The sequence below is a fragment of the Teredinibacter franksiae genome, assembly GCF_014218805.1.
Lineage (GTDB): Bacteria > Pseudomonadota > Gammaproteobacteria > Pseudomonadales > Cellvibrionaceae > Teredinibacter > Teredinibacter franksiae.
In genome coordinates this window covers 581,331-606,083 of record NZ_JACJUV010000008.1, presented here as the reverse complement: position 1 = coordinate 606,083, position 24,753 = coordinate 581,331, and the positions used below count along the sequence as shown (strand labels likewise).

General features: G+C 48.1%; 21 protein-coding genes and 2 pseudogenes. 16 read left to right on the top strand and 7 right to left on the bottom strand.

Going from position 1 to position 24,753, the window contains the following annotated elements; all coding sequences use genetic code 11:
- Positions 1-14: 14 nt before the first annotated feature.
- The 3 genes from tnpB to H5336_RS22220 all read right to left on the bottom strand — a co-directional run bounded on the left by tnpB (position 15) and on the right by H5336_RS22220 (position 2,941).
- Positions 15-380 (bottom strand): IS66 family insertion sequence element accessory protein TnpB, encoded by a 366-nt coding sequence (gene tnpB / locus H5336_RS22230; protein WP_185233961.1) that lies wholly within the window; start codon positions 378-380, stop codon positions 15-17.
- On the bottom strand, positions 377-697 hold the full coding sequence (gene tnpA / locus H5336_RS22225; protein ID WP_185233959.1) for an IS66 family insertion sequence element accessory protein TnpA: 321 nt from the start codon (positions 695-697) through the stop codon (positions 377-379). Before tnpA ends, tnpB begins: the two co-directional genes overlap by 4 nt.
- A 267-nt stretch (positions 698-964) precedes the next feature.
- Positions 965-2,941 (bottom strand): DNA topoisomerase III, encoded by a 1,977-nt coding sequence (locus H5336_RS22220; RefSeq protein ID WP_185236631.1) that lies wholly within the window; start codon positions 2,939-2,941, stop codon positions 965-967.
- A 688-nt stretch (positions 2,942-3,629) separates the two neighbouring features.
- On the opposite strand from H5336_RS22220, the gene H5336_RS22215 reads away from it, so the two are divergent.
- From H5336_RS22215 to H5336_RS22205, 3 genes and pseudogenes are all read left to right on the top strand, one after another.
- The gene (locus tag H5336_RS22215; protein WP_185236630.1) at positions 3,630-5,162 is read left to right on the top strand and encodes a phospholipase D family protein; all 1,533 of its coding nucleotides are present in this window, start codon (positions 3,630-3,632) and stop codon (positions 5,160-5,162) included.
- 314 nt (positions 5,163-5,476) lie between these two features.
- Positions 5,477-5,644, top strand: a pseudogene (locus H5336_RS23960) (DUF4156 domain-containing protein); the annotation flags it as partial.
- A gap of 253 nt (positions 5,645-5,897) precedes the next feature.
- Complete coding sequence (locus tag H5336_RS22205; RefSeq protein WP_185236628.1) at positions 5,898-7,409, top strand: rhamnogalacturonan acetylesterase; 1,512 nt, start codon at positions 5,898-5,900, stop codon at positions 7,407-7,409.
- A gap of 26 nt (positions 7,410-7,435) precedes the next feature.
- Here H5336_RS22205 and H5336_RS22200 read toward each other — a convergent pair whose 3' ends face one another.
- Both H5336_RS22200 and H5336_RS22195 read right to left on the bottom strand, forming a co-directional pair.
- On the bottom strand, positions 7,436-9,340 hold the full coding sequence (locus H5336_RS22200; RefSeq protein WP_185236627.1) for a RecQ family ATP-dependent DNA helicase: 1,905 nt from the start codon (positions 9,338-9,340) through the stop codon (positions 7,436-7,438).
- A 43-nt stretch (positions 9,341-9,383) separates the two neighbouring features.
- Positions 9,384-10,568: a hypothetical protein gene (locus H5336_RS22195; RefSeq protein WP_185236626.1), complete on the bottom strand. Its 1,185-nt coding sequence runs from the start codon at positions 10,566-10,568 to the stop codon at positions 9,384-9,386.
- 403 nt (positions 10,569-10,971) lie between these two features.
- Between H5336_RS22195 and H5336_RS23535 the strand changes: the two genes are divergently transcribed.
- From H5336_RS23535 to H5336_RS23235, 5 genes and pseudogenes are all read left to right on the top strand, one after another.
- Positions 10,972-11,382 carry a family 43 glycosylhydrolase gene (locus H5336_RS23535; RefSeq protein ID WP_185236625.1) on the top strand — a complete coding sequence of 137 codons (411 nt, stop codon included), beginning with the start codon at positions 10,972-10,974 and terminating at the stop codon, positions 11,380-11,382.
- A 13-nt stretch (positions 11,383-11,395) separates the two neighbouring features.
- Positions 11,396-11,938: pseudogene (locus tag H5336_RS23530) on the top strand (arabinan endo-1,5-alpha-L-arabinosidase); the annotation flags it as partial.
- Positions 11,927-12,958 carry an RICIN domain-containing protein gene (locus H5336_RS22185; protein WP_313558363.1) on the top strand — a complete coding sequence of 344 codons (1,032 nt, stop codon included), beginning with the start codon at positions 11,927-11,929 and terminating at the stop codon, positions 12,956-12,958. The pseudogene H5336_RS23530 and the gene H5336_RS22185, both read left to right, overlap by 12 nt.
- Positions 12,959-13,214: 256 nt before the next feature.
- Positions 13,215-13,754 carry a hypothetical protein gene (locus H5336_RS22180; protein ID WP_185236623.1) on the top strand — a complete coding sequence of 180 codons (540 nt, stop codon included), beginning with the start codon at positions 13,215-13,217 and terminating at the stop codon, positions 13,752-13,754.
- Between the two features lie 152 nt (positions 13,755-13,906).
- Positions 13,907-14,695 carry an RICIN domain-containing protein gene (locus tag H5336_RS23235; RefSeq protein ID WP_221628265.1) on the top strand — a complete coding sequence of 263 codons (789 nt, stop codon included), beginning with the start codon at positions 13,907-13,909 and terminating at the stop codon, positions 14,693-14,695.
- 83 nt (positions 14,696-14,778) lie between these two features.
- Here the strand turns inward: H5336_RS23235 and H5336_RS22170 are convergent, their stop codons facing one another.
- Positions 14,779-15,228, bottom strand: a complete 450-nt coding sequence (locus tag H5336_RS22170) for a DUF4124 domain-containing protein (protein WP_221628264.1) — start codon at positions 15,226-15,228, stop codon at positions 14,779-14,781.
- A 127-nt stretch (positions 15,229-15,355) separates the two neighbouring features.
- Between H5336_RS22170 and H5336_RS22165 the strand changes: the two genes are divergently transcribed.
- From H5336_RS22165 to H5336_RS22155, 3 genes are all read left to right on the top strand, one after another.
- Positions 15,356-15,856, top strand: coding sequence for a CinA family protein (locus tag H5336_RS22165; RefSeq protein WP_185236622.1), 501 nt, complete (start codon positions 15,356-15,358; stop codon positions 15,854-15,856).
- Between the two features lie 228 nt (positions 15,857-16,084).
- Positions 16,085-17,152, top strand: coding sequence for a recombinase RecA (gene recA / locus H5336_RS22160; RefSeq protein ID WP_185236621.1), 1,068 nt, complete (start codon positions 16,085-16,087; stop codon positions 17,150-17,152).
- 51 nt (positions 17,153-17,203) lie between these two features.
- The gene (locus H5336_RS22155; RefSeq protein ID WP_185236620.1) at positions 17,204-17,701 is read left to right on the top strand and encodes a regulatory protein RecX; all 498 of its coding nucleotides are present in this window, start codon (positions 17,204-17,206) and stop codon (positions 17,699-17,701) included.
- Between the two features lie 196 nt (positions 17,702-17,897).
- Here the strand turns inward: H5336_RS22155 and H5336_RS22150 are convergent, their stop codons facing one another.
- On the bottom strand, positions 17,898-18,893 hold the full coding sequence (locus tag H5336_RS22150; protein ID WP_185236619.1) for a YheT family hydrolase: 996 nt from the start codon (positions 18,891-18,893) through the stop codon (positions 17,898-17,900).
- A gap of 94 nt (positions 18,894-18,987) precedes the next feature.
- On the opposite strand from H5336_RS22150, the gene H5336_RS22145 reads away from it, so the two are divergent.
- From H5336_RS22145 to H5336_RS22125, 5 genes are all read left to right on the top strand, one after another.
- The gene (locus tag H5336_RS22145) at positions 18,988-19,851 is read left to right on the top strand and encodes a M23 family metallopeptidase (protein ID WP_246439478.1); all 864 of its coding nucleotides are present in this window, start codon (positions 18,988-18,990) and stop codon (positions 19,849-19,851) included.
- 73 nt (positions 19,852-19,924) lie between these two features.
- Entirely contained in the window at positions 19,925-20,125 is a 201-nt protein-coding gene (locus tag H5336_RS22140; RefSeq protein ID WP_185236618.1) for a Trm112 family protein, read from the top strand.
- Positions 20,126-20,180: 55 nt separating this feature from the next.
- Positions 20,181-20,534, top strand: coding sequence for a histidine triad nucleotide-binding protein (locus tag H5336_RS22135; protein WP_185236617.1), 354 nt, complete (start codon positions 20,181-20,183; stop codon positions 20,532-20,534).
- A gap of 65 nt (positions 20,535-20,599) precedes the next feature.
- On the top strand, positions 20,600-23,194 hold the full coding sequence (gene alaS, locus H5336_RS22130) for an alanine--tRNA ligase (RefSeq protein ID WP_185236616.1): 2,595 nt from the start codon (positions 20,600-20,602) through the stop codon (positions 23,192-23,194).
- Positions 23,195-23,311: 117 nt separating this feature from the next.
- Complete coding sequence (locus tag H5336_RS22125; RefSeq protein ID WP_185236615.1) at positions 23,312-24,535, top strand: aspartate kinase; 1,224 nt, start codon at positions 23,312-23,314, stop codon at positions 24,533-24,535.
- Positions 24,536-24,753: the final 218 nt, after the last annotated feature.

Below are 24,753 nucleotides of genomic sequence, written 5' to 3'. Positions count from 1 at the left end.
ATCCCCCGCTATTTTTAAAATACTGTTTCGTAATGCAGTTTTTTATGGGGTTTCATCGCGCTCAGATCATAGCCATCCAGCAGCCAATTTAATTGTTGTCCGCTGAGGGTGATAATGTCATCCCCCTGCCTAGGCCACTTGAATTTTTCTTCGGCTAAGCTCTTGTAATACAGGACAAAACCGTTTCTTTCCCAAAATAGGCATTTGATTTTGTTGCGGCGCTTGTTGGTAAAGCCATAAAGGCGCCCTTCAAATACGTTATGCCCCAGCTCCCGCTCAACAATGGCACTGAGTCCATTAAACGATTTCCTGAAGTCTACAGGCTTTCGATAAAGGTAGATAACGGGTAGCGACCGCGAGGGTCGCATTACTTCGTTCATTGTAGCGTGCACATTAATGCGCTCACTAGCGGTAAGGTTTGTGTGCTTATCCCTTCGATTGTATGTCCGCTGGCCAGGCGTAAACTTAAACATTCAGCGCCGATGGCATTGGTGCTCAAAACACTAACTTGGCTAAAGCCTGTTGATTGCGCATCTGGGCTAAGTGCTTGGGGTTCATACTTGCGTTTGTAGTATGACAGCTGGTGAGCGACCAAGCCTTGCTCTCGGCAAAATTGAGAAAGTGGTAAACCAGATTCTCGCCATGCTTTGAGTTCGACCCGCCAGTCAATTGGGGGGGTACGCGTTTGTTTTTCCATAATGGACTCCTTGGTTAGGGGGGGCCATTATGAGCTGATGATTGTTGGCTGGGTATTACCCGGGTTAATGGGCGCTTACGATATAAAGCTAAATGATGATTAATGCTGGTAGGTAATTTTGAAGGTGTCGCTCTAGTCCTCTGTGTCAGGCTAGTTGCTATTTTTAGAGAATGATGATGGTGTGGGTACAAATCTAGTGATAAAACACAAAGCCCTAGAACCTATGATCAATAACGTCAATATTGACGAACCTACAAGCAAATTCTACTAGCCCATAGCGCTTGATTTTTTTGAAGAGCGCTTTGTGGGCTTGCTGGGTTTTTTCTTCTTGAAACGTTTTGCGCTAACGTTTGCTTTTATGCCCTTAAGCGCGGTAGGCAGCACATTCTGACTTTGATTGATAAGTTCTCGTAAGCTTTTCTCTAAAGGCTCCATAAAGGCAGCGTAATTGGCCTGCTTTTGACTGATAGCATTCAGCGAAGCCTCCCACTGCGCGGTCATGTTAGGCAGTGTGGCACTGTGTGGTAGGCTGGCAATTAAACCTCTGGCTGCTTCGGTTGAACGAATTTGCTTGCCCTGACGAACGAGGAAACTACGCTTAAACAGTAAGTCTAATATTCCCGCGCGCGTGGCTTCTGTGCCAAGCCCGTCGGTTTCTTTTAGTATTTTACGAATACTCTCATCACTTACATAACGGGCAATACCGGTCATTGCGGCGAGTAAGCTCGCATCAGTAAAATGTTTTGGTGGTTGAGTATTTTTTTCCAGCAGCTCCCCCTCTAAGCAGTGCAGTGAATCGCCCTTTTTGAGTGTGGGAAGGTCAATTGCGCTAAATTCTTCTTCGTTAGTGTCTGTATTGTTGCTCGCGGTAGCATTAGGTTTGCGTTCAAACAGTACTTTCCAGCCGGGCTTATGGGTAACGCGTGCTTTGGCGACAAATAAGCCGCCAGCAATAAGTACTTCAATGGTGGTATCCCTGTATTCCCATTTCGGATAAAACTGCGCGAGGTATTGGCGAGCGACTAATTCGTAAATATTAATTTCCAGCTTTGTTAAACGGGAAAAATCCGATTTTTTAAGGGTGGGGATAATCGCGTGGTGGGCATCCACTTTACTGCTGTTCCAGGCCCTCGATTTAAGGCGGGGATTCGCTGCCTGCGCAGCTTCGGTTAACGACGTACTATTCGCGGAAATAGTGGCCAGTACTTGGCTTGCCTGTGCGTAGTGCTCTACGGGTAAATACCGGCTATCGGAACGCGGGTAAGTAATGAGTTGATGGCGCTCATAAAGCGCCTGACAAATATCCAGGGTTTGCTTAGGGCTGTAACCGAAGCGTTTTGCCGCATCAATTTGTAGCGAAGAAAGATTGTAGGGCAACCCAGCCGCAGAACTCTTTTTTACTTCGGTTACAGCGTTAACACTTGCTGGAGTATCGGTAATTCGGGTAATAACGTTGTTGGCTAAGGCTTTATTTAATACCCTGCCTTCGGCGTCCATATACGGTTGGCAAGCATCGCTGGGTTGCCAGCGCGCACTAAACTGTTCGCCGGTGGGGGTGCGTAAATGTGCCAGTACTTGATAAAAAGGCTTGGACACAAACGCTTCTATTTCTTGGTCTCGTCGTACCACTAAGCCTAATATAGGTGTTTGTACACGGCCTACGGACAGCAAACCTTGGTAGCCTACCTTTTGCCCCTGCAAGGTGTAGGCTCTGGTCATATTAATGCCGTATAACCAGTCGGCTCTGGAGCGAGCCAGCGCCGAAGTGGATAGTGCCGCAAACTCACTATTAGGGCGCAACTGACTTAATGCGCGGCTCACGGCAGCGGTATTCATATCACTGATAAGACAGCGTTGAACGGCCCCACGCTTGGTGCGGCTTACCCCCAAAAAGTCGATCACTTGGTCAACCAGTAGTTGGCCTTCTCTATCGGGGTCGCCAGCATGTATGAGCGTATCCGCTGTTTTTACCCATTTGCGCAATACACTCAATTGTTTTTGAGTGCTGGCTTTTGGCTGTAATTGCCACTGCGTAGGGACAATAGGTAAATGCTCCATTCGCCAGGGCTTAAAGGCACTGTTGTAGGCTTCTGGCTCGGCTTGCTCTAGTAAATGCCCAATACACCAACTGACCACATCGCCATTGCTTACACGGATAAACCCCTCTCCGCGCTGATGCGGTTTGGGTAGCGCCTCGGCAATAGCGCGACCAAGACTGGGTTTTTCGGCGATATAAAGTTTCATAGCGGTAGGTTACTGTTTTTATATGGCTGTTCGGATGCTAGTCACAAAGCTGTTGTTATATACAGCATAACAGTAAGGCGCAAAAGAGCCAAATTGGAAGCCAAGGCCTTGCATGAAGCGTTTTATAGTTTAAGGGCATCTCTAAGAATTGATTTTAGCCTCGGCTTAGTCTGGCAAGCCTTAGTTTAGGGCGGGCTGCATAACGGAAGGCTGGTTGCCTTTCCAAGCAGGCCAACGCTGTAACAGGGTTTGTTAGGCCGGGTCGTTTGGGCTTTTTGGACGATTTATGCACGGTGTTAAAATTTTTCGCGAGGCCGCTAGCATGCCTGTAAATTTTTCCTTGCGCACAAACCGAACACAAAACAAGAGGCTAAAAGCCATTAGTAGGGCTGCCTTTTGGGCCGAGTAGGCTAGGTATGGATACGCTAAAGGCGCGCGCTATGATATCCGTATTGGGGGCGATCAGTTTTCTACTGTCGTGGCAATTGGTTGTTGGCTCATCTATGATGCCAAAACGGTGCTGATGTGTTTGGAAAGGTACTGCGCAGGGCGAGTTGCGCTAAGGCTTGGTAGGCAGCGCAGCACTAAAATGAGTTAACAGAGGTGGCCTAAAATACTTGGGTGTGTGTGTTTCTCCTCTGTTAAAACACATAAAATAATTTTGCCGGAACCCATTGGGAAAGCGTGTATGGCTAAGTTTTTTTTGCGATGCAGGTCATTATGCCTAGCGCTTGGTTTGTTTTTGCTCTCAGCGTGCGCCGAAGCCAATTTTGAAGGTGGAAAAGCTCAAGCTCAAGTATTAGGCGGGAGTGGCTCATCAAGCTTAAGGGTTTATACGCAGGCGTGGGGAAAAGAGCACGGGTACCGTAAATCGGCATTTTATCCACTTAGGGAGGGATTGGATGCGTTGGGTGCAAGATTGCGTTTGCTCGATGCGGCTGAGCAGAGCATAGATGTCCAATATTTTTTGATGAAGGACGATGTCGTTGGGCATTTATTTTCATCCAAACTATTGGCTGCAGCCGATAGGGGGGTGAGGGTACGCTTTTTACTGGATGATATTTTTACCACAATAACCGATGTGGATTTATATGTGCTTGATCAGCACAGAAACATTGAGGTTAGGCTATTTAACCCGATAGCCAGAAGGGGATTTAGACATTTAAACTATATTAGCGATTTTAGCCGAGCTAATCGGCGTATGCATAATAAGTCATTTACCGTTGATGGTTGTTTTACCATCGTTGGTGGAAGAAATATAGGTTCGGAATATTTTAGTCTTAAAGAAAATTCTGAATTTTTTGATTTAGACGTATTGGCGATGGGAGCCGTTGTAAAAGATGTGGCCGACAGCTTTGATGAATTTTGGGGTCATAGTAAAGCTGTGCCTATCGAGGATTTAGCCGATAAACCGAGTGAAGCGCATCTCGATAGCGCGAAAGCCGGAATTGAGCAGGTTATGCAGAGTGAGGGTATCGATATTTATCGACGCGCGATTGATTCTCGCCTACTTGATGATCTTATTGAAAAGCGAATAGACAGTTTTGTCGCAGACGCTTATGTCATATCCGAAAGCCCTAAAAAGCTGGAGCTTTCCGTGGGCGATAGCTCAATGCGCCTGAGCCGGGAGATCGGTGATATTCTGTTGAATGCAAAGGCGGAAGTGGTCATCTTCAATCCTTATTTTATACCCACCAAAAAGGGTATGCCGTTTTGGCAGCAGGTTATTGATAATGGTGTGCAGGTGTCATTGATTACCAATTCACTCGCATCGACCAATCATGTGCCTGTCCATTCTGCCTATGAAAAATACCGTAAAGACCTACTGAAAATGGGCTTTAGCTTATTTGAAGCTCGGCCCGATGCAATGCAAATTATTAAGGGCGTTGACCAGGTGTCTACGCTGCACACTAAGCTAATTGTTGTCGATAGGCGTTATGCGTTTATAGGTTCCCTTAATATGGACCCTCGCTCGGTCATTATTAATACGGAGATGGGGATATTAATCGATTCAAAAGAGCTGGCAGAGAAGTTGCTGGCTAACCGCGATGCTGTTTTCGAAAAAATTGTCTACCAGTTACATCTTAGTCAAGACAATGAAATTGAATGGCATGGCCGTGATTTCTCCAAGACGGTAATTCACCAAAAAGAACCGCAAACAACTTGGTGGCGTCGTTTTACCGTTAATGTGTATAAATTGCTCCCTGAGGGCCAGCTGTAATAAAGGGGGTGGTCTGGTAGGGCTTGTTGCAGTGTTGGGCTGCTTAAAAGGGCAGTCGGGCTTCCTTTGCGCAGGCCGACTTGAACTTCGTTTGCCTGGTAGAGTGGAGACTAAAGTCAATTAATCGAGGCATACAGAAGGTAAGTATGATGCACAAAAATAGTATATTTTGTGTTAAGGCAAGAAAAGTGTGCATGGCACTCGCTATATGCCCTTATTTGCTATTGCCTTTCTGTAGCTTGGTTACAATTAGTGACGTTAATCAGCAGGCTGAGGACGTTCGATTATACGAGGCCTAGGAGCAAGTTGAAAACTGTCAGTTTATGGGTGAGGTGATTGGCACAGAAGGTCACTGGTATAACTACCTGTTTATGTCTAATAAAAATATTACGCAAGGTGCTCTTAACGACATTAAAAATCAGGCACAAAAGTTGGGGGCCAAAGCTGTCCATATTCATAGTAATATGTTTTTTACTAATTAGGTTACATTGCTGGGGGAGGCCTATAAATGCTAGGCCATTCGTAGCTTTGTATAGCGTTAGGGTAATCTCAATCGTACAGTTTGATTGAAGAAGTTGAATGTAGCCGTGCATATAATTCTACTGCGGCCTCTTTTAAAGTAGATGTCTGTGGCGTTTAGCTCGTATCTGACAGGAGTTAGGGGTTAGGGGTTAGGGGTTAGGGGTTAGCGGTTAGCGGTTAGGTAGCCACGGTCAATGTAAAACGGGAGTGTAGATGAAAATACAATTGCTTATTCGTTATCTCGTGCTGGGTATGATGTTACTGGCGAATGCAGGGCAGGGCAGTACCCTTTTTGTTGCCGGAGACTCTACCGCCGCAGGTTATGATAAACCCGACCAGCAGGGTTGGGCAGCGCTGCTGCAAGACTATATCGACCCAGCTGTTGCCGTAGTGGACAATCGTGCAAGAGGCGGGCGGAGTACGCGCACGTTTATAAGCGAAGGTTTATGGCAAAGCTTAATTGATGATGTACGTCCAAACGATATTGTTCTTATTCAGTTTGGCCACAATGATGCCAGTGAAATCAATGATAATCGTCGTGCACGTGGCACCATCCATGGTATTGGTGAAGAGTGGGTTGATATAGTTAACGGGTTGACCAAAAAGGAAGAGCGCGTATTCAGCTTTGGTCATTACTTACGCAGAATGATTGAGGATGTAAAGGCTAAGGGCGCAACGCCTGTTCTGCTGTCTCTTACGGCCCGCAATATTTGGCACTCCGGGCGTATCGAGAGGGGGTCGGGTAATTTTGGTGGGTGGGCGTATCAGATAGCCTGGGAAACCAACACGGCGTTCATAGATGTAACCAACGCCGTTGCAGATAAGCTTGAGTATCTCGGTCAGGAAGGCACGGCTGCGCTCTATATTAAGGATCATACGCACTTTAATCTTGAGGGGGCACGTTTGCATGTTGAAAATGTAGTGGCGGCCTTAAAAGGTTTGAAACGTGTCGATATTTCTTCACATCTTTCCGATAAAGGTAGAGCCGTTGCCAAAGAGGATTGGGCATGGCTTCGGTTGCCCTTTCCCGTCGATAAAAACAAACCCACGGTATTTATGATTGGGGATTCAACCGTGCGCAATGGCGCCGGCGATGGTGCTAATGGCGAGTGGGGTTGGGGGGACTATTTGCCGGAAGCACTGGGAACGGATAAATTTAATTTCGTCAATAGAGCGATTGGGGGCTTCAGTAGTCGAACGTTTTATACGCAGGGGCCGTTTGAACGTACTCTAATGCTCGCACAGCCCGGTGATGTTTTACTCATACAGTTTGGCCACAACGATGCCGCTGCAATTAATGATGCGAAACGTGCGCGGGGAACAATAAACGGTGTAGGAGAGCAGCGAATAGACATTGTTAATCAACTAACCGGTGCAGCGGAAACCGTTCATACCTACGGTTGGTATTTAAGGCAAATGGTGGGGGCAGCAAGGGCAAAAGGCTTGCGGGTAATCGTGTGCTCACCGGTACCCCGAAAAATATGGGAGGGACGCTTTATTCAGCAGCAAGAGAATTCTTACCCCGTATGGGCTCAGCAGGTGGCAAGGCAGAGTGGTATTGAATTTATCGATTTAAATACCCAGGTTTCGGTTGAATACGCACAACTGGGCAAGAAAAAAGTGAATAAGCTGTTTGCCGACAAACACACTCATACCAGTAAAACCGGTGCGCAGCTTAATGCGAAAATCGTTGCTTCCGAATTGGCACCGATGCTCGGGTTGTAAATGGGTAGCAGGGCCGTTGGTAATGGCTAGATTTGTGTTTCACAGGCAGCCAGTACTTCAGCAAAAGCGCTCTGTGCCATTGCGCCGAAGTAGCGGTGTTTGCCTAGGCGGGCACGGCTAGCCCTTGGGCTGTTAATACCGCAAAGGAATCGCGCGAGCTGCCGTGGACTTTTTAGGGCATCGTTAGCTTCCTGGCGAAGGGTTTGAATAACGGAGTGGTCAACCGGTTGCTGATGTCGTTGAGGTAGGGTTGCCAGGTTGCCTAAACAGCCACTGCATTGGCCGCAGTCAGAAGCTAGCGTTTCACCGAAGTAGCCCACCAATGTTTGTTGCAGGCAGCCACGTGTTTGTGCCCAGTCACACACCTGTTGCAGGCGTTGAATATCACGTTGCTCTCGTTGTTTGAATTGCGTTTGAACACGTTCTACCAAGGCATTGGTGGAGGGGGGAAGTTTGCCAATCCGATACCCTTGCCGCACACCAGCGACTTTTATGTTCACTAGGTTTTGTTGTTCCAAATAGCCTAACGCATTCAAAATACGCTGCCGTTCTTCACCCAGTTGCTGCGCAGCCTCAATAGGCCGCAGGGTTAACCATATGCGGCCCGTTTTACCGGTAGCAAACAATCGTTGCAGAAATTCTGCGCGGGCGGTGTCGAATTGGGCAAGCGCGGTTTCCATGCTCTGGTTAAAGGCTACTTTGTATTCTGTGTAAAAGGGTGCAGTGGCGCTGATCACGCCTTCCAATTCTAAGTAGGTGAGCAGGGTGTTTATCACCAGTGGGCGCACATCAAACTGGTAGGCTAGTTCTTGCACGGCAATATCGAACTGAGGTGGTTGTTCTAGTAGCCAATGAATAAGCTGGTGTAACGCAAGGTCGTCGGGTGTGTCGCCAAAGGTAAAGTTCTCTAATACCGTTAGGTCGTCTGTATTTGCTAAAAGTTCACAGTGGGCGGGCCCACCGTCACGCCCCGCGCGACCAATTTCTTGCATGTAGTTTTCTAAGGATTTTGGTAAGTTGTAGTGGTATATAGCGCGGATATCAGCTTTGTCTATACCCATACCAAAGGCAATAGTGGCCACTACAACATCGATGTTACCGGCCATAAAATCTTCTTGAACCTGATGGCGTGGTTCATCTTTTAAACCTGCATGATAAGGCGCCGATTTATAGCCGTGTTGCACTAAATACTTGGCTACGGTTTCGGCGGTTTTTTGCAAGGTAACGTACACAATAGCTGGCTCAGAATTCCGCGCATTGAGCTGTGCTAGCAGCTGCTGTTCTCGGGGCTGGCCACCATTGGTGCTAACGGTAAGTGCGAGGTTGGCTCGGTAAAACCCGGTTTGAATGTGATTGGCTTTATTTATACCAAAACTGTCGCAAATTTGATCGCCAACGGCCGGTGTTGCGGTGGCGGTTAAGGCCAGTACTCGACCTACGTTTAAGTTGCCTGCGAGTGCGGCCAGTTTCAAATAGTCGGGCCGAAAATTGTGCCCCCATTCGGAAACACAGTGGGCTTCGTCTACGGCCATCATACAGATGGTTAGCCGCTGTAAGCGGGTACGGAAGCGCTCGTTCGAGAGCCGTTCGGGTGCCACATAGAGCAGCTTGATGTGGCCAGTTTCCAGTTGCCTATAGATGTTTTGAAGTTCGTCAGCGCTAACGCTGGAGTCGAGACGCGCGGCGGGAATATTTAATGCCTGTAATCGATCTACCTGATCTTTCATTAAAGCAATTAAAGGCGAAACTACTAGGGTTAAGCCTTCCAGCATTAACGCCGGTAGCTGGTAGCAAAGGCTTTTTCCTCCACCGGTGGGAAACACCGCCAATGCCGAGTGGCCGGCCAGTAGCGCTTCGATTATCGGCTGTTGGCCAGAGCGAAATTCGCGTAGTTTAAAGGTGTCTTCTAGCAGTTGCTGTGCCTGCTGCATGGCTATGGTATTAATATTTTATTCCCTTTTTATGCAATTTTTCTTAGAAAAATTCCATTCCCATCTCTTCAATCATGCGGAATTCGCGCCGGTCATCTAGTAGTGGTTTTATAGTTCGTATGCTCGACATGCTTTTTAGTAGGTGTCGTTGTTCCCCTAAAGCTTCTTCAATGAACTGATTGTGACGTTTCACGCTCTGCTTTATCGCGGGCATTTTTTTCTGCCTGAGTTTGCCGAAGTGGTGGAAAATGTAAGCTTTAAGAGGGTCGCCAGTTTCAAATTTATCTTGCTCTTCGCGCAGGGCTTGCGCCTGGTGTTTTAGTAAGCGTGTGGCGCTGTCAATATCTTCACCCAATTCTTCTAGTGGGGCTTTACCCACATGTTCGGCGTATAAGCCGAATAGCGCGGTTATATTTTTTTCGTCACGGGCTTTAAGTAATTCGCTCATTTGCTGATGACGGAGCTCTTTTTTCTCTGGGTCGGCTTCTTTGTCTGGGTGAAGAATCCGGGCAATTTTACGGAATATTTTGTTGATGTTGGAAGCCCGTAATAGCTTGTCTAGCTCTTTGTTTTTTTGTTTTTCCTTGTCTTCTTCCGCGTCAAACATTTGCTCCCATTGCTCAAACATGTCTTCAAAAAAATCGTCGTCGGCAGCGTCGTCTTCGGCATCTTGTTCTTGCGCGTTACCAAATTCGTCAAACAGGTCGTCAAACATATCATCTATTGGCGCTTTGCGGTGTTTATCGGTTTTTTGCTCAGCTTTGGATTTGCTGTCATTTTCGCTGCGTTGGTTTTGTTGCTGTGGATCTTCGTCGAAAGCGTCGAAAAATTCTGGGCCGGGTTCCGGTAGTAGCGAACTGTATAGCGTTCTAACTTGCTTGATCAGCGCGGCTAAATCAAGGTGGTCGGTAAATGGCTGTTGGAGGAGTGTGTCAAGATTGAAGCTCAGCCAGTCGACTAGTTCTTCTTTACACCACTGAGGTAAAGACTTTCGCTGAAAAAGTACGAGCATCTTTTCGGTTTGATGGTAAAAAGTGGTGGCGAGTTTACGTTCGTTATCCTCAATAAAGGGCCTTATCTGTTTAATCAAGGCCTCTATTTCAGCCTGTTGGTTACCGTTCTTTTTTTGCAGCTTTTGCACACGCTGCCACTCCCTTTGGAAGACTTCTTCCGGGGTGAGCTTCTTTTTTGGGTTTCGTTTTTTCTGCGGTTGTTTGGTAAGCGACACGATTTTGAGCCTGAGTGCAATAAAAGCCGAATTGTAGTGTGCTTGGGCTTTGGTTTCGAGTACAGACGCTGAAAAATCTTAGGCCTGCACACGGCAGTAGATCACAAAGTGAAGTTTTTCGGGATTTGCCCGATCGATATTGTTATAAGCCAAGGATGGGGTAATAGTTGTTTAATATCAGTAGGTTACGAGCCTGGTGGACGCCATTATTGTGGTAATGCTTGCCAGTAGAGAGGTTTAAACAGGCGTAATTATTTGGAAAAAGTATAAAAACGGCGTGGATATAATTGATTTGAAGGTAAGATTGTGACGATAATTTAATATTATAGTATATATTAAGGTCGACAGTTGTATCATCGCTTCTGGTTCATCCTGCCTAAAAATAACGAAACAGGAGACTCCTATGCGCGTTACCAGCGTACTTACTTTGCTTTATTTCCTGATGTGCCTCAGTACACCCGCCTCGGCTATTGGTTTGTACGGCACAACCGATATGCATGACCCTTCCACCATTGTAAATGAGGACGGTACCTATTGGACTTTCGGCACAGGCGGAGGAGCGAGTAATTTCCCGATAAATGCCCTTTACTCAAATGACCTTGTTAACTGGAGTCGCGGTCCTTCACCCATTCCGGCCAATACATACCCGAATTGGATTAACAGTAAAGTGCCGGGGTTCGACGGTAATTTTTGGGCGCCGGATTTAATCGAAATGAACGGTCGCTATTACCTCTACTATTCGGCTTTTTCTTCAACCTCGGGTATGAACTCCGCCATAGGTGTTTTGGTTACAGATTCGCTGAACAACCCCTAACTGGCAAGATTTAGGGATGTTGGTTTCCACCCAGGATGAGCCTAATTCCGGTGGGCAGCCAGTGAATGCTATTGATGCCGGTGTATTTCGTGATGCTAGCGGCAATGTGTGGATCGTTTACGGGTCTCACTATGCCGGTATTTATATGCGCCAACTTAACCCCAGTAGCGGGTTGTTGATGAACGGCAGTCGCTACCCGGTGGTGGGTAATAATGAAAACTGGCACGAGTATGAAGCTGCACAGGTTCAATACATCGATGGCTATTACTATATGTTCGTGAACTTAGGTGAATGCTGTGCAGGCAATCAGAGTACTTACTATATCGTTGTTGGTCGTTCATCTTCGCCAACGGGTCCGTACCTAGACAAAAACGGTGTGAGCCTATGGAACTATGGTGGCAGCACGGTGTTGTCCACCGACGGTAACTACATTGGTCCGGGTCACTTTGGTTATTTGAATAACAACGGCCAGAATCTCGCTAGTATCCATTACTACGATGGTACAACGTCTAACGGTTGGCCGGGGCGGTTGGATATTCTAGAAATGAACATGGTAAGTGGTTGGCCAACCTTTACCCGTAATTTCAGTTTAAATAATGGCAGCACGCCTACAGCCGAACCTACAGTGGAGCCCTCGCCGGCACTGCTGGACGATGGCCGAGTATCTTTGATTTCAGTTCACAGTGGCAAAGCTTTGGAAGTGGAGGCCGCCAGTGCGGAAGATGGGGCCAACATTATTCAATGGACATACCTCGGTAACGACAACCAATTGTGGGATATCGAACATTTAGGCCAGGGGTATTACTCTATTCGTGCTGCCCATAGCGGAAGCAGTATGGATGTCTATGGATGGAGCACCGAAGACGGTGGAGAAATTCGTCAATGGAGCTATCTAGGGGGTGAAAACCAGCAGTGGCAGTTTATTGATGAGGGTAATGGTAACTATGGCATTTTGTCCCGCCACAGTGGAAAAGCGTTGGATGTATTTGAATACAGTACCGAAGACGGTGGCGATATTCTGCAGTGGAGTTACTGGGCTGGTGCGCCACAATTATGGAACCTCCAGTACGTTAATAGTACTCAGCCAACGCCACAACCCACGGCTGAACCTTCTGTTGAGCCTACGTCCGAACCTGATCTGGATGTTTGGACTATCGTAGTCGAAGAAAACGCAGTGGGCTTTTGTTCTGTAGACGGTGCTGTGGAAAGTGATCACTCCGGTTACAGCGGCAGTGGTTATGCTAATACCAGTAACGCTAACGCTAACGGTAATGGTGTGGTTTGGTCTGTTTATGCTGCACAAACGGGTAGTTGCCAGCTGTCATGGCGCTATGCAAATGGCAGTTCTTCACGCCCTGCACTGGTGATGGTTAACGGTGTAACTCAGGTAAATGCTATTGATTTTGCCGGTACTGGTGCTTGGCAGAATTATGCCGATAGCGCGTCGGTTAGCGTGAACCTAACGGCAGGTAACAATACGCTGCGGTTACAGGCTAGCGGTGACGCAGGGTTGGGGAATATCGATAATCTTTCGCTAACCGGTGCCGAACCAGCAGCGGCTGTTTGCAGTAATTAACCCTACAAATATTTAATGTTGGGTAAACAATAATAAAAATACTTTCAAATTGAGGTTCGTTGGTGCATTGGAGCACCAGCGAGTTTCTATTCGCTCACGCTGAGCAATCGATGTTAGCTATAAGCCCATAACTCTTGAATGTGTTGTACCTGTACAGAGGGAGGTTGTCTTTTATCGCTCTTGGGGAATGGGTTGCCTGTGGTTAGGGATACAGAACTTACGACAATAAATCGTTTCAAAAAGAAGAGAATAAACTATGAAACTGTTAAATAAAAAAATGAGTTCGCTCATTACTCAAGTGGCATTGGTGTGTGCTATTGGCCTGCCTTCCGTGGTGTTGGCGGATGCCGAGGTAACACGCAATGGCGATGGCAGTTGGCTGGCGCGAGTAGACGGCAATACCGTTTATCAGGGGTCGCGTTATTTCGAAGCTGTGAATGCGGCTGCCAATAATATGGGTTCCGGTACCATTACTATTCGCAATTCTGGCGATAGTGGTTCAGACGGCGGAAATGTTTATGCGATGCGCCCACAGGCAAACCAAACGCTGGATTTCCATGGGCATCAAGTAAACGCCAATGGTGGCGATCTGGTAGTGCCTGTGTATTGCGATAGGCGTGACAATATTACCGTGCGCAATAATATGCACGTAGTCGGTAACCCGCGTTATGGTGTGTGGTTTAGAGGTTGCTCCAATGTAACGCTCGAAAACATTACCATGAACCTCAACAACAATAGCCCGGTCGGCTTGGGTATTCGGGTAGACGGGGCTCTACCGGCCCGGCCAATAACCTAACCATTCGCGGTAATACCAATATTAACGGTTCGGCTGGCCACGCCATCAAAACCTACAGCGTCGACGGCTTCACTATTGGTGATGTAACGGTCACCAATTCCGGCGGCAGCGGGCTACTGTTAAATGACTCCCGCAACGGAACCGTTGGCAATGTGGTTGGCCATTACAATAACTGGGGTGGCGGTTACGCTACTTTTCGGGTAGCCAACAACAACGGCCCCAATGTCTCGGTTAACCGTGTTTATTCTCGTAACTCAGGTCGTGGGTTCTTCAGTGTAACTGGCAGTAACGGCACCACGGTTAACCATGTGGATATCGATACAACGACGTCTCAGGGAATCTTCCTTGAGGATGCCTTTAATACCCATGTGCTTGCCGGCTCGGTGAGTAATGGTAACCCTAATTGTCAGTTGGTTCGCACGGATACTTCCAGCCTGCGTGTTTCTGGTTGTGATGCCGCAGGTACACCGCCGGGCGGCTCTTCCGGTGGTTCAACCACTAACGGCACAGTGAATGGCACCTACCGTATTATGCCCGGGCACAGCGGTAAGGCGCTGGACGTACACTACTGCGACCAAAATGACGGCGCAAACGTACTGCAGTGGACTTGGATGGACAACGATTGCCAGAAATGGAATATCTCCCAGGTAGACGGTGATTGGCATCGTATTTCACCGGTCAATGCACCAACTAAATCACTCGATATTGATTCACTGTCGCTCAGCAATGGTGCGAACATCATGTTGTGGGAGTACTGGGGTGGTTGGAATCAGCAGTTTCGCTTCCAGAGTGCCGGTAGTGGTAAGTGGCGAATGATTAACCGCAACAGCGAACTTTGCGCGGATGTTGATGGCCTCTCCACAGGCGATGGCGCTAACCTCGTTCAGTGGGAATGTATCTCTGGCAATAATAACCAGATCTTTGAATTGATTCGTCAATAGCCTTTTTGGGGGGCTCCATCGAGGGCCCCCAAATTGAAGCTTCCACCCGATAGGGCAGACAGTAGCAACGTTTTAATTTCAGGCTAATCGCCCATCGCCTTTTTTTGTTGCTCATAGCGGTCATCTAGCAGTTTCTGCACATTCTTCGCGTCTTTGAGTAACTGTTGGGCGCCACCCGGAACCATAGGGGCCGTGTTGGCGACAGGTTGCTCGTTTGCCTCGGGTACCACGGGCTTGGCTTCAAGGCCCTGTACCAAGTTGGTATTAGGGTCTACTTCCAATTTTTTGACTTGCTGGGTCACATCGGGCGGTGGCTCTGAGCTGTAATGCACAACACCTTTTTCGTCGGTCCACTTATACGCGGTGTCTTTGCCGACCGGCAGGCTTGGTGTGAAGTCGGATAAAGACGGTGCGGACAGAGACGTAGAGCCATCAAAAAAAGGTGATTTCCCGGTCATGATGTAAAACATATAGTTGGAAATACCCAGCATTAACCCCATCATCACAACAACTTTTATAACCAGTTTACCCAATTGCCCTCTCCCTTTTCTGTGCGCAGCTCTATGCATATTGTAGGTGAAGCGCGGTTTGCATGCGAGGGTGACAAATTTCAAAATTAGGCGTTGCAACTCCGCGCTCATTCCCCTATTTTTCTCTCCTATGACACTCCCCAGCGCAATATTTCAACTCGCTGCTCGCTTGGGCGAACGGCTTAACCATCTAGGCAAGACAGTGGCAACGGCTGAGTCCTGCACTGGCGGTGGCGTAGCGCAAGCTATTACCGCTGTTCCGGGGAGCTCCAGCTGGTTTGAATATGCAGCCGTTACTTACAGCGATCGAATGAAACGGCGGGCGCTTGGGGTGAGCCATGAGCTGTTGAGTGCCCATGGCGCGGTAAGTGAGCCGGTGGTAGAGGCCATGGTTGCCGGGTTGTTGGAGGCCTCTAGCGCCGATATTGGCGTGGCGATTAGCGGAATTGCCGGGCCAGGCGGCAATGTACCGGGCAAACCCGTGGGTACGGTTTGCTTTGGGTGGGGCGCGGCCGGCGATATTGAAACAACCACGCGTTATTTTTCCGGTGATAGAGCCCAGATTCGTGAGCAAGCGGTTGTATTTGCACTTACTCAATTGATAGAGCAGCTGAACCGGCAGGACCAATGAGCAACACCCCGTTGACGCGGTTTCGCGTGGAGTTTTGCCAACAGCGGCTAGTCTTTACTGGGGTGGCATACCGATAAACACTGTACAAGTATATATTACTGGTTGCGCGTACAGTATTTGTTTTGTATGCTAGCGTCGTACTTTGGCGGGAGGGTGTCTCGCATATTTCAACTATAGATCGCGACCCACGGAATGGCGGTCGCAGTCAGGCACAGAAGAGGGTAAACAATGGACGCAAATAAAGAAAAAGCACTAGAAGCAGCGCTGTCGCAAATTGATCGTCAGTTTGGTAAAGGCACGGTCATGCGTATGGGCGATAAAAAGCTGGAAAAAATTCCTGCTATCTCAACGGGTTCTTTAGGCCTAGATGTTGCGTTGGGTATAGGTGGCCTGCCCAAGGGGCGAATCGTTGAGATCTACGGCCCTGAATCTTCGGGCAAAACCACATTAACGTTACAGGTTATTGCTGAAGCGCAGAAGGCTGGCGGCACCTGTGCGTTTATTGATGCTGAGCATGCCCTAGACCCGATTTATGCCGGCAAGCTGGGTGTAAACGTTGATGACTTGATTGTTTCCCAGCCGGACACAGGTGAGCAGGCCCTCGAAGTGGCCGATATGCTCGTTCGCTCCGGCGCCGTTGATGTTTTGGTGGTTGACTCGGTAGCGGCGCTTACCCCTAAAGCCGAAATCGAAGGTGATATGGGTGATCACCACGTGGGTTTGCAGGCGCGCCTTATGTCTCAGGCACTGCGTAAAATTACCGGCAACATTAAGAATGCAAACTGTTTGGCCATTTTTATTAACCAGATTCGTATGAAAATTGGCGTTATGTTTGGCAACCCCGAAACCACTACTGGTGGTAACGCACTTAAATTCTACTCTTCCGTACGTTTGGATATTCGCCGTATTGGCTCGGTAAAAGATGGTGACGAAGTTACCGGTTCTGAAACGCGGGTTAAAGTGGTTAAGAACAAAGTTGCGCCTCCGTTTAAACAAGCCGAATTTCAAATATTGTACGGCAAGGGTATCAACCGTCTGGGCGAAGTTATCGACTACGGGGTTAAGCTTGGAATGGTCGACAAAGCGGGTGCTTGGTACAGTTACAATGGCGACAAAATTGGCCAGGGCAAAAGCAACGCTATGCAATATTTAAGGGATAATCCCGAAATAGCGGAGTTCCTAGAGAATAAAATTAAGGACGAGCTTTTAGGAACTGACGAGCCTGAGGGTGGAGCTTCCGGTGAAGCCAAAGCCGAAGACAAAACTAAAGCCAAAACCAGTGCCGAAGAAGCATAAACACTATAATGCATAGCAGTTGGCCCACAAGTCGGCTGCTCATTCCCTTTTATGAACGACTCCTCTCTATTTTCCTCCGATGTGGATTTAAGCCGTAAAATCTATAACGCGGCACTTGCACTGCTTGGCCGGCGCGAGTATTCCCAGAAAGAGCTGCATACTAAGCTTACGACCAAATTTGGCTCACATGATCAGTTTTTGTCTGCTGATGTAGAGGCGGCGTTGCAGCGGCTAGAGTCTGAGGGTTACCTTTCCGATACCCGTTACGCCGAGGCTTGGGTGCGCTCGCGTATGAATAGGGGTTTTGGTCGCGAGAGGCTGCGAATGGAGTTGGCGGAAAAGGGTGTTGATGAAGCAATAGCAGAAGAGGCTTTGGACGGCAAAGTAGAAGAATGGCCGGAGGTTATAGAGACCGTATGGAGAAAGAAATTTAAACAAAACCCGCAAGGCTATGCCGAAAAAGCAAAGCATATGAAGTTTCTTCGCTACAGAGGCTTCGGTTTTTCAGAAATAGAAGCGCTGTTTGAACGATTAAACAGAGAAATTTAAACGCTCGGTTTGCGGTCAAATTATTTTAATAAAATACTGAGCTGTTTTTAGCCTTGCGGGGAAAATCTTAACGCTCGGGCACTTGAAACTGGAAATCTGCGCACGTCTGAACAGACACAACAGGCTACCAAAATTCAGCTCAGCTCAGCTACTCTGCCCAGCTACTCTGCCCAGCCCTGTACCATTCAATTTTGCACTATTCAGTGTTTTTTAAGTCATCAAAATACCGTACAGCGTAGTCGTCAATCCAGCTTGGGCAACTTAAGCCCTGTAAAAACGCGCAATGTGATCCGTATTGTTGGCGTGATATTGATAGTTGGCTCGGCTGTTTAATTTTATCTAAATCCGCTATAGGGATTACTGGGTCGTCTTCGCTGGATACAATACGGGTTTTACAGGATGTTGCTGCAAGTCTGTCGCCGGTAATGGTGTAGGCATCAAAGTATTGTTCTACAGTGCTGTAACCGGTGTAAAGAGGAATAAAATAGTCATTCATTTCTCCTAGGTGCTTCATTTTAGCGAGCTTTTGGTGGTAGTCATATTCCGGGAATAACGCTAGCTTTTTAAACAGTGAGCGCTTCCACTTTTTTACAAAGTAATGTTCGTACCAAAAGGGCCCCGTCTCCAATACATGCATGGTATGAGCTGGGTCCAATACCGGGCACACGGCGAGTATGGCTTTCAGCGGCGCAGATAAGCTTTGTGCTTTTAGGCCAACCCTTAAAGCAAAGCTACCGCCGAGGGAGAAGCCCATAATTCCCATGCTGGTGTAGGTTCGGCTTTCGCTCAAGGCTTCTATGGCGTCGGCCACTTCATTTGCCAATGTTGAATTAAAAATGCCTTTGTTTAAATGGTGAGTGTCACCGTGATCTCTGAAATTTAATCGAAAAGTGTCGAACCCTTGGGAGGTGAGCTGGGCGGCGGCGGACACGACATAATTCGATGCACTGGAGCCTTCCCAACCATGGAAGAGTATAATCAATGTTTTATTCGGTTGTTTCGGTTCCGCAAGGTTCAGTTCTCCGGCTAGGCGCACACCGTCTTTTGTTTGTAAAATAAGGGTTTCAGCCTGCGTTAGAAAAACAGCGTGGCGTTTGGCTAGGCTGCGTCGTCGAATCCTAGAACTCGAAAGTGTTGCCTGAATATGCGGGTTTGCGAGTAAAAGTGGTGGGACATAGGTGTCACTCGACATGGTTAGAAAAGCACCTTAGTTGTTGCCTGGTTTGTGTGTTGGTCGAGGCTGAGCGAAAATAGCGCCATCAGTGGGCATTTTAATCTGGAAAAACATGTTGAATCACTATAAAAAACGCTCTTTGTGGGTGTCGATGTTAATGGTTACTGCGCTGAGTTGCGCCTTTAGCGGTTCATGGGCTACAGATCTTGTACCGCTTGAGGTAGAAGGGCAGTGGTCGCCCGGCGGTATGTTAATTGGTAAAACACAGGCCGGGGCGCGTATTTCTGTGCAGGGTCGAGAGCTTACGGCAGACGGTCATGGGCGTTTTGTCTTTGGCCTTGGACGAGATTTTGAAGGCAACCTAGAATTGCAGGTTAGCGCTGAGGGCGGCATTCGCACTGAGAGCTTTTCAGTTTCAAGTCGCACTTATGAACTACAGCGTATAAACGGCGTGGCGAAAAAGTATGTTTCTCCGCCTGAAAACGTATTGTCGCGAATTAGACGTGAAGCTGCGCGTATTCGCAAAGCGCGCGAGACGCATTCCAGTCTACCGTATTTTGCTCAACCTTTTATTTGGCCGGCAGAAGGGCCCGTTACTGGCGTATACGGAAGCCAGCGTATATTCAATGACGTGCCCAAGCGCCCGCACTACGGCTTGGATATCGCCGGGCCAGTGGGCACGCCCATCATTGCGCCCGCCAGTGGTGTAGTAACCTTGGTGGATAACGACATGTACTATTCGGGTGGAACCTTGCTTGTCGACCATGGCCAGGGAATATCGTCCACCTTTATTCACCTGAGTAAAGTGAGGGTTGTAGTGGGGCAAGCCGTAAAGCAGGGGGAGCTTATTGCCGAAATGGGTGCCACCGGTAGGGCGACGGGTTCACATTTAGACTGGCGCATAAACTGGTTTGATCAACGGCTCGACCCGTATTTGCTGTTACCCGCCAAGGCTGAGACAACACCGGCCAAGTAGCAGACAAAAGCTCCCTCCCAGTGTACTATTCGCCTCCCCCCTCGAACTGAGATTGGACTCTTCTGGATAGAATATGATTGATCAAAAATTGCTCAGCATCCTCGTATGCCCAGTGAGTAAAGCGCCGCTCCAGTACCAAGAAGACAAGCAGGAGCTTGTTTGTGTTGCCAGTTCGCTAGCGTATCCCATTCGTGACGGTATTCCGGTAATGCTGGAGACCGAAGCACGACAGTTAACAACTGAAGAAAAAGAACACTACCGCTCCAAACAATAAAAGCATGCGAATGGTTATACCCTTACCGATGTGTCGCTAGACAAGGACCTTCCCCATGAGTGAAGAAACCCTATTTACCAAGATTATTAACGGCAATATTCCCGCCGAAATTCTGTTTGAAGACGATCACTGTATTTGTATTCGGGATATAAACCCGCAAGCACCTACCCATGTACTGGTAATTCCGCGCAAACCGCTTCCACGGTTGGTAGATGCAACCGAGGACGATAAAGCACTGCTCGGCCATTTAATGCTAAAGGTAGGCGAAATAGCCCGGGAACTGGGGATAGAACGCGCCTTCCGTGTGGTGATTAATAACGGAGAATCCGCGGGGCAAACGGTATTTCATTTGCATTTGCACATACTGGGTAATACAACTTTCGACGAAGGTTCTTTGGGAATAAGCTAGTCGCCCAAGCCTGAAAAAACACCTACTTTTATTCAAACACTCAAGCATTGTTACAATAGATTTTTATGAAAAGCTCAGAAATTCGCGCAGCATTTTTACAGTATTTTGAAAAAAACGGACACGAAATTGTCAGCAGTAGCTCATTGGTACCGGGTAACGATCCAACGCTGTTGTTTACAAATGCAGGCATGGTGCAATTTAAAGATGTGTTTTTAGGCGGCGAGAAGCGAGCCTATAGTAGAGCAACCAGTTCACAGCGTTGCGTACGCGCCGGTGGAAAGCACAACGACCTTGAAAACGTTGGCTATACCGCCCGCCACCATACCTTTTTTGAAATGCTGGGTAACTTTAGTTTTGGCGATTACTTTAAGCGTGATGCGATAAAGTTCGGCTGGGAGTTTTTAACCGGTGTATTGGGGATACCACCCGAGCGTTTATGGGTAACGGTGCATGTGTCGGATGATGAAGCCGCCGATATCTGGTTGAAAGAATTGGGTGTAGATCCCAGTCGCTTTTCGCGTTTGGACGAAGACAACTTTTGGCAAATGGGTGATACCGGCCCCTGTGGCCCCTGTTCAGAGATATTTTACGATCACGGAGAACATGTTCCCGGCGGTCCACCCGGCAGCGAGAACGATGACCTAGACCGTTATATCGAAATTTGGAATTTGGTATTCATGCAATACGAGCGTCAAACCGATGGCTCATTGGTACCGCTGCCCAAGCCCTCTGTCGATACCGGGATGGGGCTGGAACGTATTGCGGCGGTGATGCAAAAAGTTCACAGCAACTACGAAATTGACATGTTTCAGGCGTTGTTGAGCGCCGCGGTAGAAGCTACTGGAACAAAAGATGTTGAGAGTAAATCCCTTCGGGTAATTGCCGACCACATTCGTTCATGTGCGTTTTTGATCTGTGATGGCGTATTACCTTCGAATGAAGGTCGTGGTTACGTCTTGCGCCGTATCATGCGCCGAGCCATTCGCCACGGTCATAAGCTGGGGCAAATTCGAGCGTTCTTTAACACCCTAGTGCCCGCGTTGGTTGAGCAAATGGGCGATGCCTACCCAGAACTTAAGCAACAGCAAGCGCAACTCAAAAAGATTATTTTGGCCGAAGAAGAGCAGTTTGCCAAAACCTTGGATAAAGGCATGGGCGTGTTGGAAGATCGCCTAGAGGGCTTAAAAGGTACCGTTATTCCCGGTGAAACCGTATTCACCTTGTACGACACCTACGGATTTCCAGTAGACCTTACCAACGATATTGCCCGTGAGCGCAACTTATCGCTGGATATGGACGGTTATGCAAGTTTAATGGAGCAGCAGAAGCAGCGCGCACGTGCATCCGGTGGTTTTAAGGTGGACTATACGGCGAACCTGTCATTAGATGGCAAAACGGATTTTCTCGGCTATTCCAGCTTGGAAACGGCCGGTGAAGTTATTGCCATGCTCAAAGGCGATAAAGAGGTTAAGCAGCTTAATGAAGGCGATGAAGGGGTGATTGTACTGGCACAAACACCGTTTTATGGTGAATCGGGTGGCCAGGTGGGCGACACTGGTTTTATCGCAACGGTTGCCGGTAAATTTGAAGTGCGCGACTGCCAAAAAAGCGGCGACAACCATCTTCATGTCGGCGTGATGCTTAGTGGCAGTATTGCCAAGGGCAACGAAGTTACCGCAACGGTTGATTCGAGTGTACGAACAGCCACGGGGCTGAACCATTCGGCTACGCACCTTTTGCATGCGGCGTTACGCCAAGTGTTGGGCAGTCATGTGACGCAGAAAGGTTCATTGGTTGACTCCCAGCGCCTGCGCTTCGACTTTTCGCATTTTGAAGCCGTAAAACCGAAAGAGTTGGCTGAAATTGAAGCCATTGTTAACCAGCAGGTGCGCCTGAATACCGAAGTGACTACACAGTTATGTGATATGGATGCCGCTCAAGAGAAGGGCGCGATGATGCTCTTCGGTGAAAAGTACGGTGAAGAAGTACGCGTACTGTCTATGGGTGACGGCTTTTCCGTAGAACTTTGCGGCGGTACACACGCTAAGCGTACCGGTGATATTGGTTTTATACGTATAACCTCTGAATCGGGCATTGCCGCAGGCGTGCGACGAATCGAAGCGGTTACCGGGGCCGGGGCGCTTGCGGTGGTCGACCAGCAGACAGAAACGCTGAGTTCTGCTGCAAGGTTACTCAAGGCTTCGCCCGATACGCTCACCGAAAAGCTCGAGCAATTGGTTAATCACAGCAAGCAGTTAGAAAAAGAACTGGCGTCACTAAAGAGTAAGCTAGCGGCGGCTTCTGCTGATGATTGGCTGAACGAAGCCAGCGACATTAAGGGTTTGAAGGTACTCGCAAAAATTATTGAAGGCGTAGACCCGAAATCTTTACGCGACACAATTGACCAGCTACGAAATAAGCTGGGTACATCTGTTGTCATTTTAGCGGCGGTGAATGACGGTAAAATAGCGCTCGCCGTGGGTGTTAGCAGTGATGTAACCAGCCGTATTAAAGCCGGTAACATTATGAAGCATCTTGCCGGTCAGGTAGGGGGTAAAGGCGGTGGTCGCCCGGACATGGCTCAGGGCAGTGGTAGCGACCTCGATGCGCTACCTGGCGCTATAAACGGTATTACCGGCTGGGTTGAGGAAAACCTCTAAATCCCAGAAGTTCTGCGCCAAGTCATTAACAATCGCCGCTATATAGTGTTTAATTGCCGCCCCATATGTGGGGTGTTATACATCTAATTTTATTTTTACATTGAGTTCACAAAGTCAATGAGCGTATTCGTACAGAAGTTCGGTGGAACCTCCGTTGGTACAACGGAAAAAATCAAAGCGGTAGCCGATAAAATTGCAGGCTTTCGTGATCAGGGCCACGACATTGTTGTCGTTGTGTCAGCCATGAGTGGTGAAACCAACCGTTTAATCGGCCTTGCCAGCGAAATACAGGGGCATCCCGATCCGAGAGAAATGGACGTATTGGTGTCCACGGGTGAGCAGGTCACCATTGCACTGTTGTGTATGGCGCTGAAAGACCGTGGTTACGACGCGCGCTCCTACACCGGTGGACAGGTTAAAATATTAACCGATGACGCGCACACGAAAGCACGCATTCAGGATATTGATGTGGTCAATATGCGCGCAGATTTGGACGCAGGGCGTGTAGTGGTTGTGGCAGGCTTTCAGGGTGTAGATGATGGTGGCAATATCACCACACTTGGACGCGGCGGTTCAGACACCACGGGTGTTGCGCTTGCGGCGGCATTGAAAGCCGATGAATGCCAGATCTATACCGACGTTGATGGCGTATACACAACAGACCCTCGTGTCGTCGATGGTGCTCGGCGATTAGAAAGGGTCACCTTCGAAGAAATGCTCGAAATGGCCAGCTCGGGTTCTAAGGTTCTACAAATTCGCGCCGTAGAATTCGCTGGAAAATACAATGTACCGCTCAGGGTTCTACACTCCTTTCAGGAGGGCCAGGGCACATTAATTACTCTTGATGAGGAAAATGGTTCAATGGAACAACCCGTTGTCTCTGGCATCGCGTTTAATCGCGATGAAGCAAAAATTTCCATCCTCGGTGTCCCCGATGCACCGGGTGTGGCTTCTCAAGTACTGGCGCCGGTTGGTGATGCTAATGTCGAAATCGATGTGATTGTGCAAAATATTGCAGCGGATAACACCGCAGACCTAACCTTTACCTGTAATCGCTCCGATATGGAGAAGGCTAAGGCCGTCGTGCAAAAAGTGGCCGATGAACTGAAAGCTCGAGAAGTCGTCGCTGACGATAAAATTGCAAAAATATCAATCGTTGGTGTTGGCATGCGTTCTCATGCGGGTGTTGCGTCTAAAATGTTCAAAACACTGGCAGCTGAAAATATTAACATCCAGATGATTACAACCTCGGAGATAAAAATTTCCGTCATTATTGCTGAAAAATACCTAGAATTAGCGGTGAGAGCTTTACATTCCGCTTTTGGGCTAGACCAAGCATAAGTCAAAATGTAGTGATAAGTGATTGAGTATCTTAGTAGAAATAGGTGACAAAGCTGTCATCTAATGTGACAATTCAGGATCTCAATCCCTTATATTTAAAAAGTTGGCTGGTTTATATCTTCCTTCCATGCTAAAACTGCATATGAAGGTCTTGGCAATAACAATACTCACAGGATTGGTTAAGACTCCAACAGCGGGCGTCAACTCGCAGTAAAAAC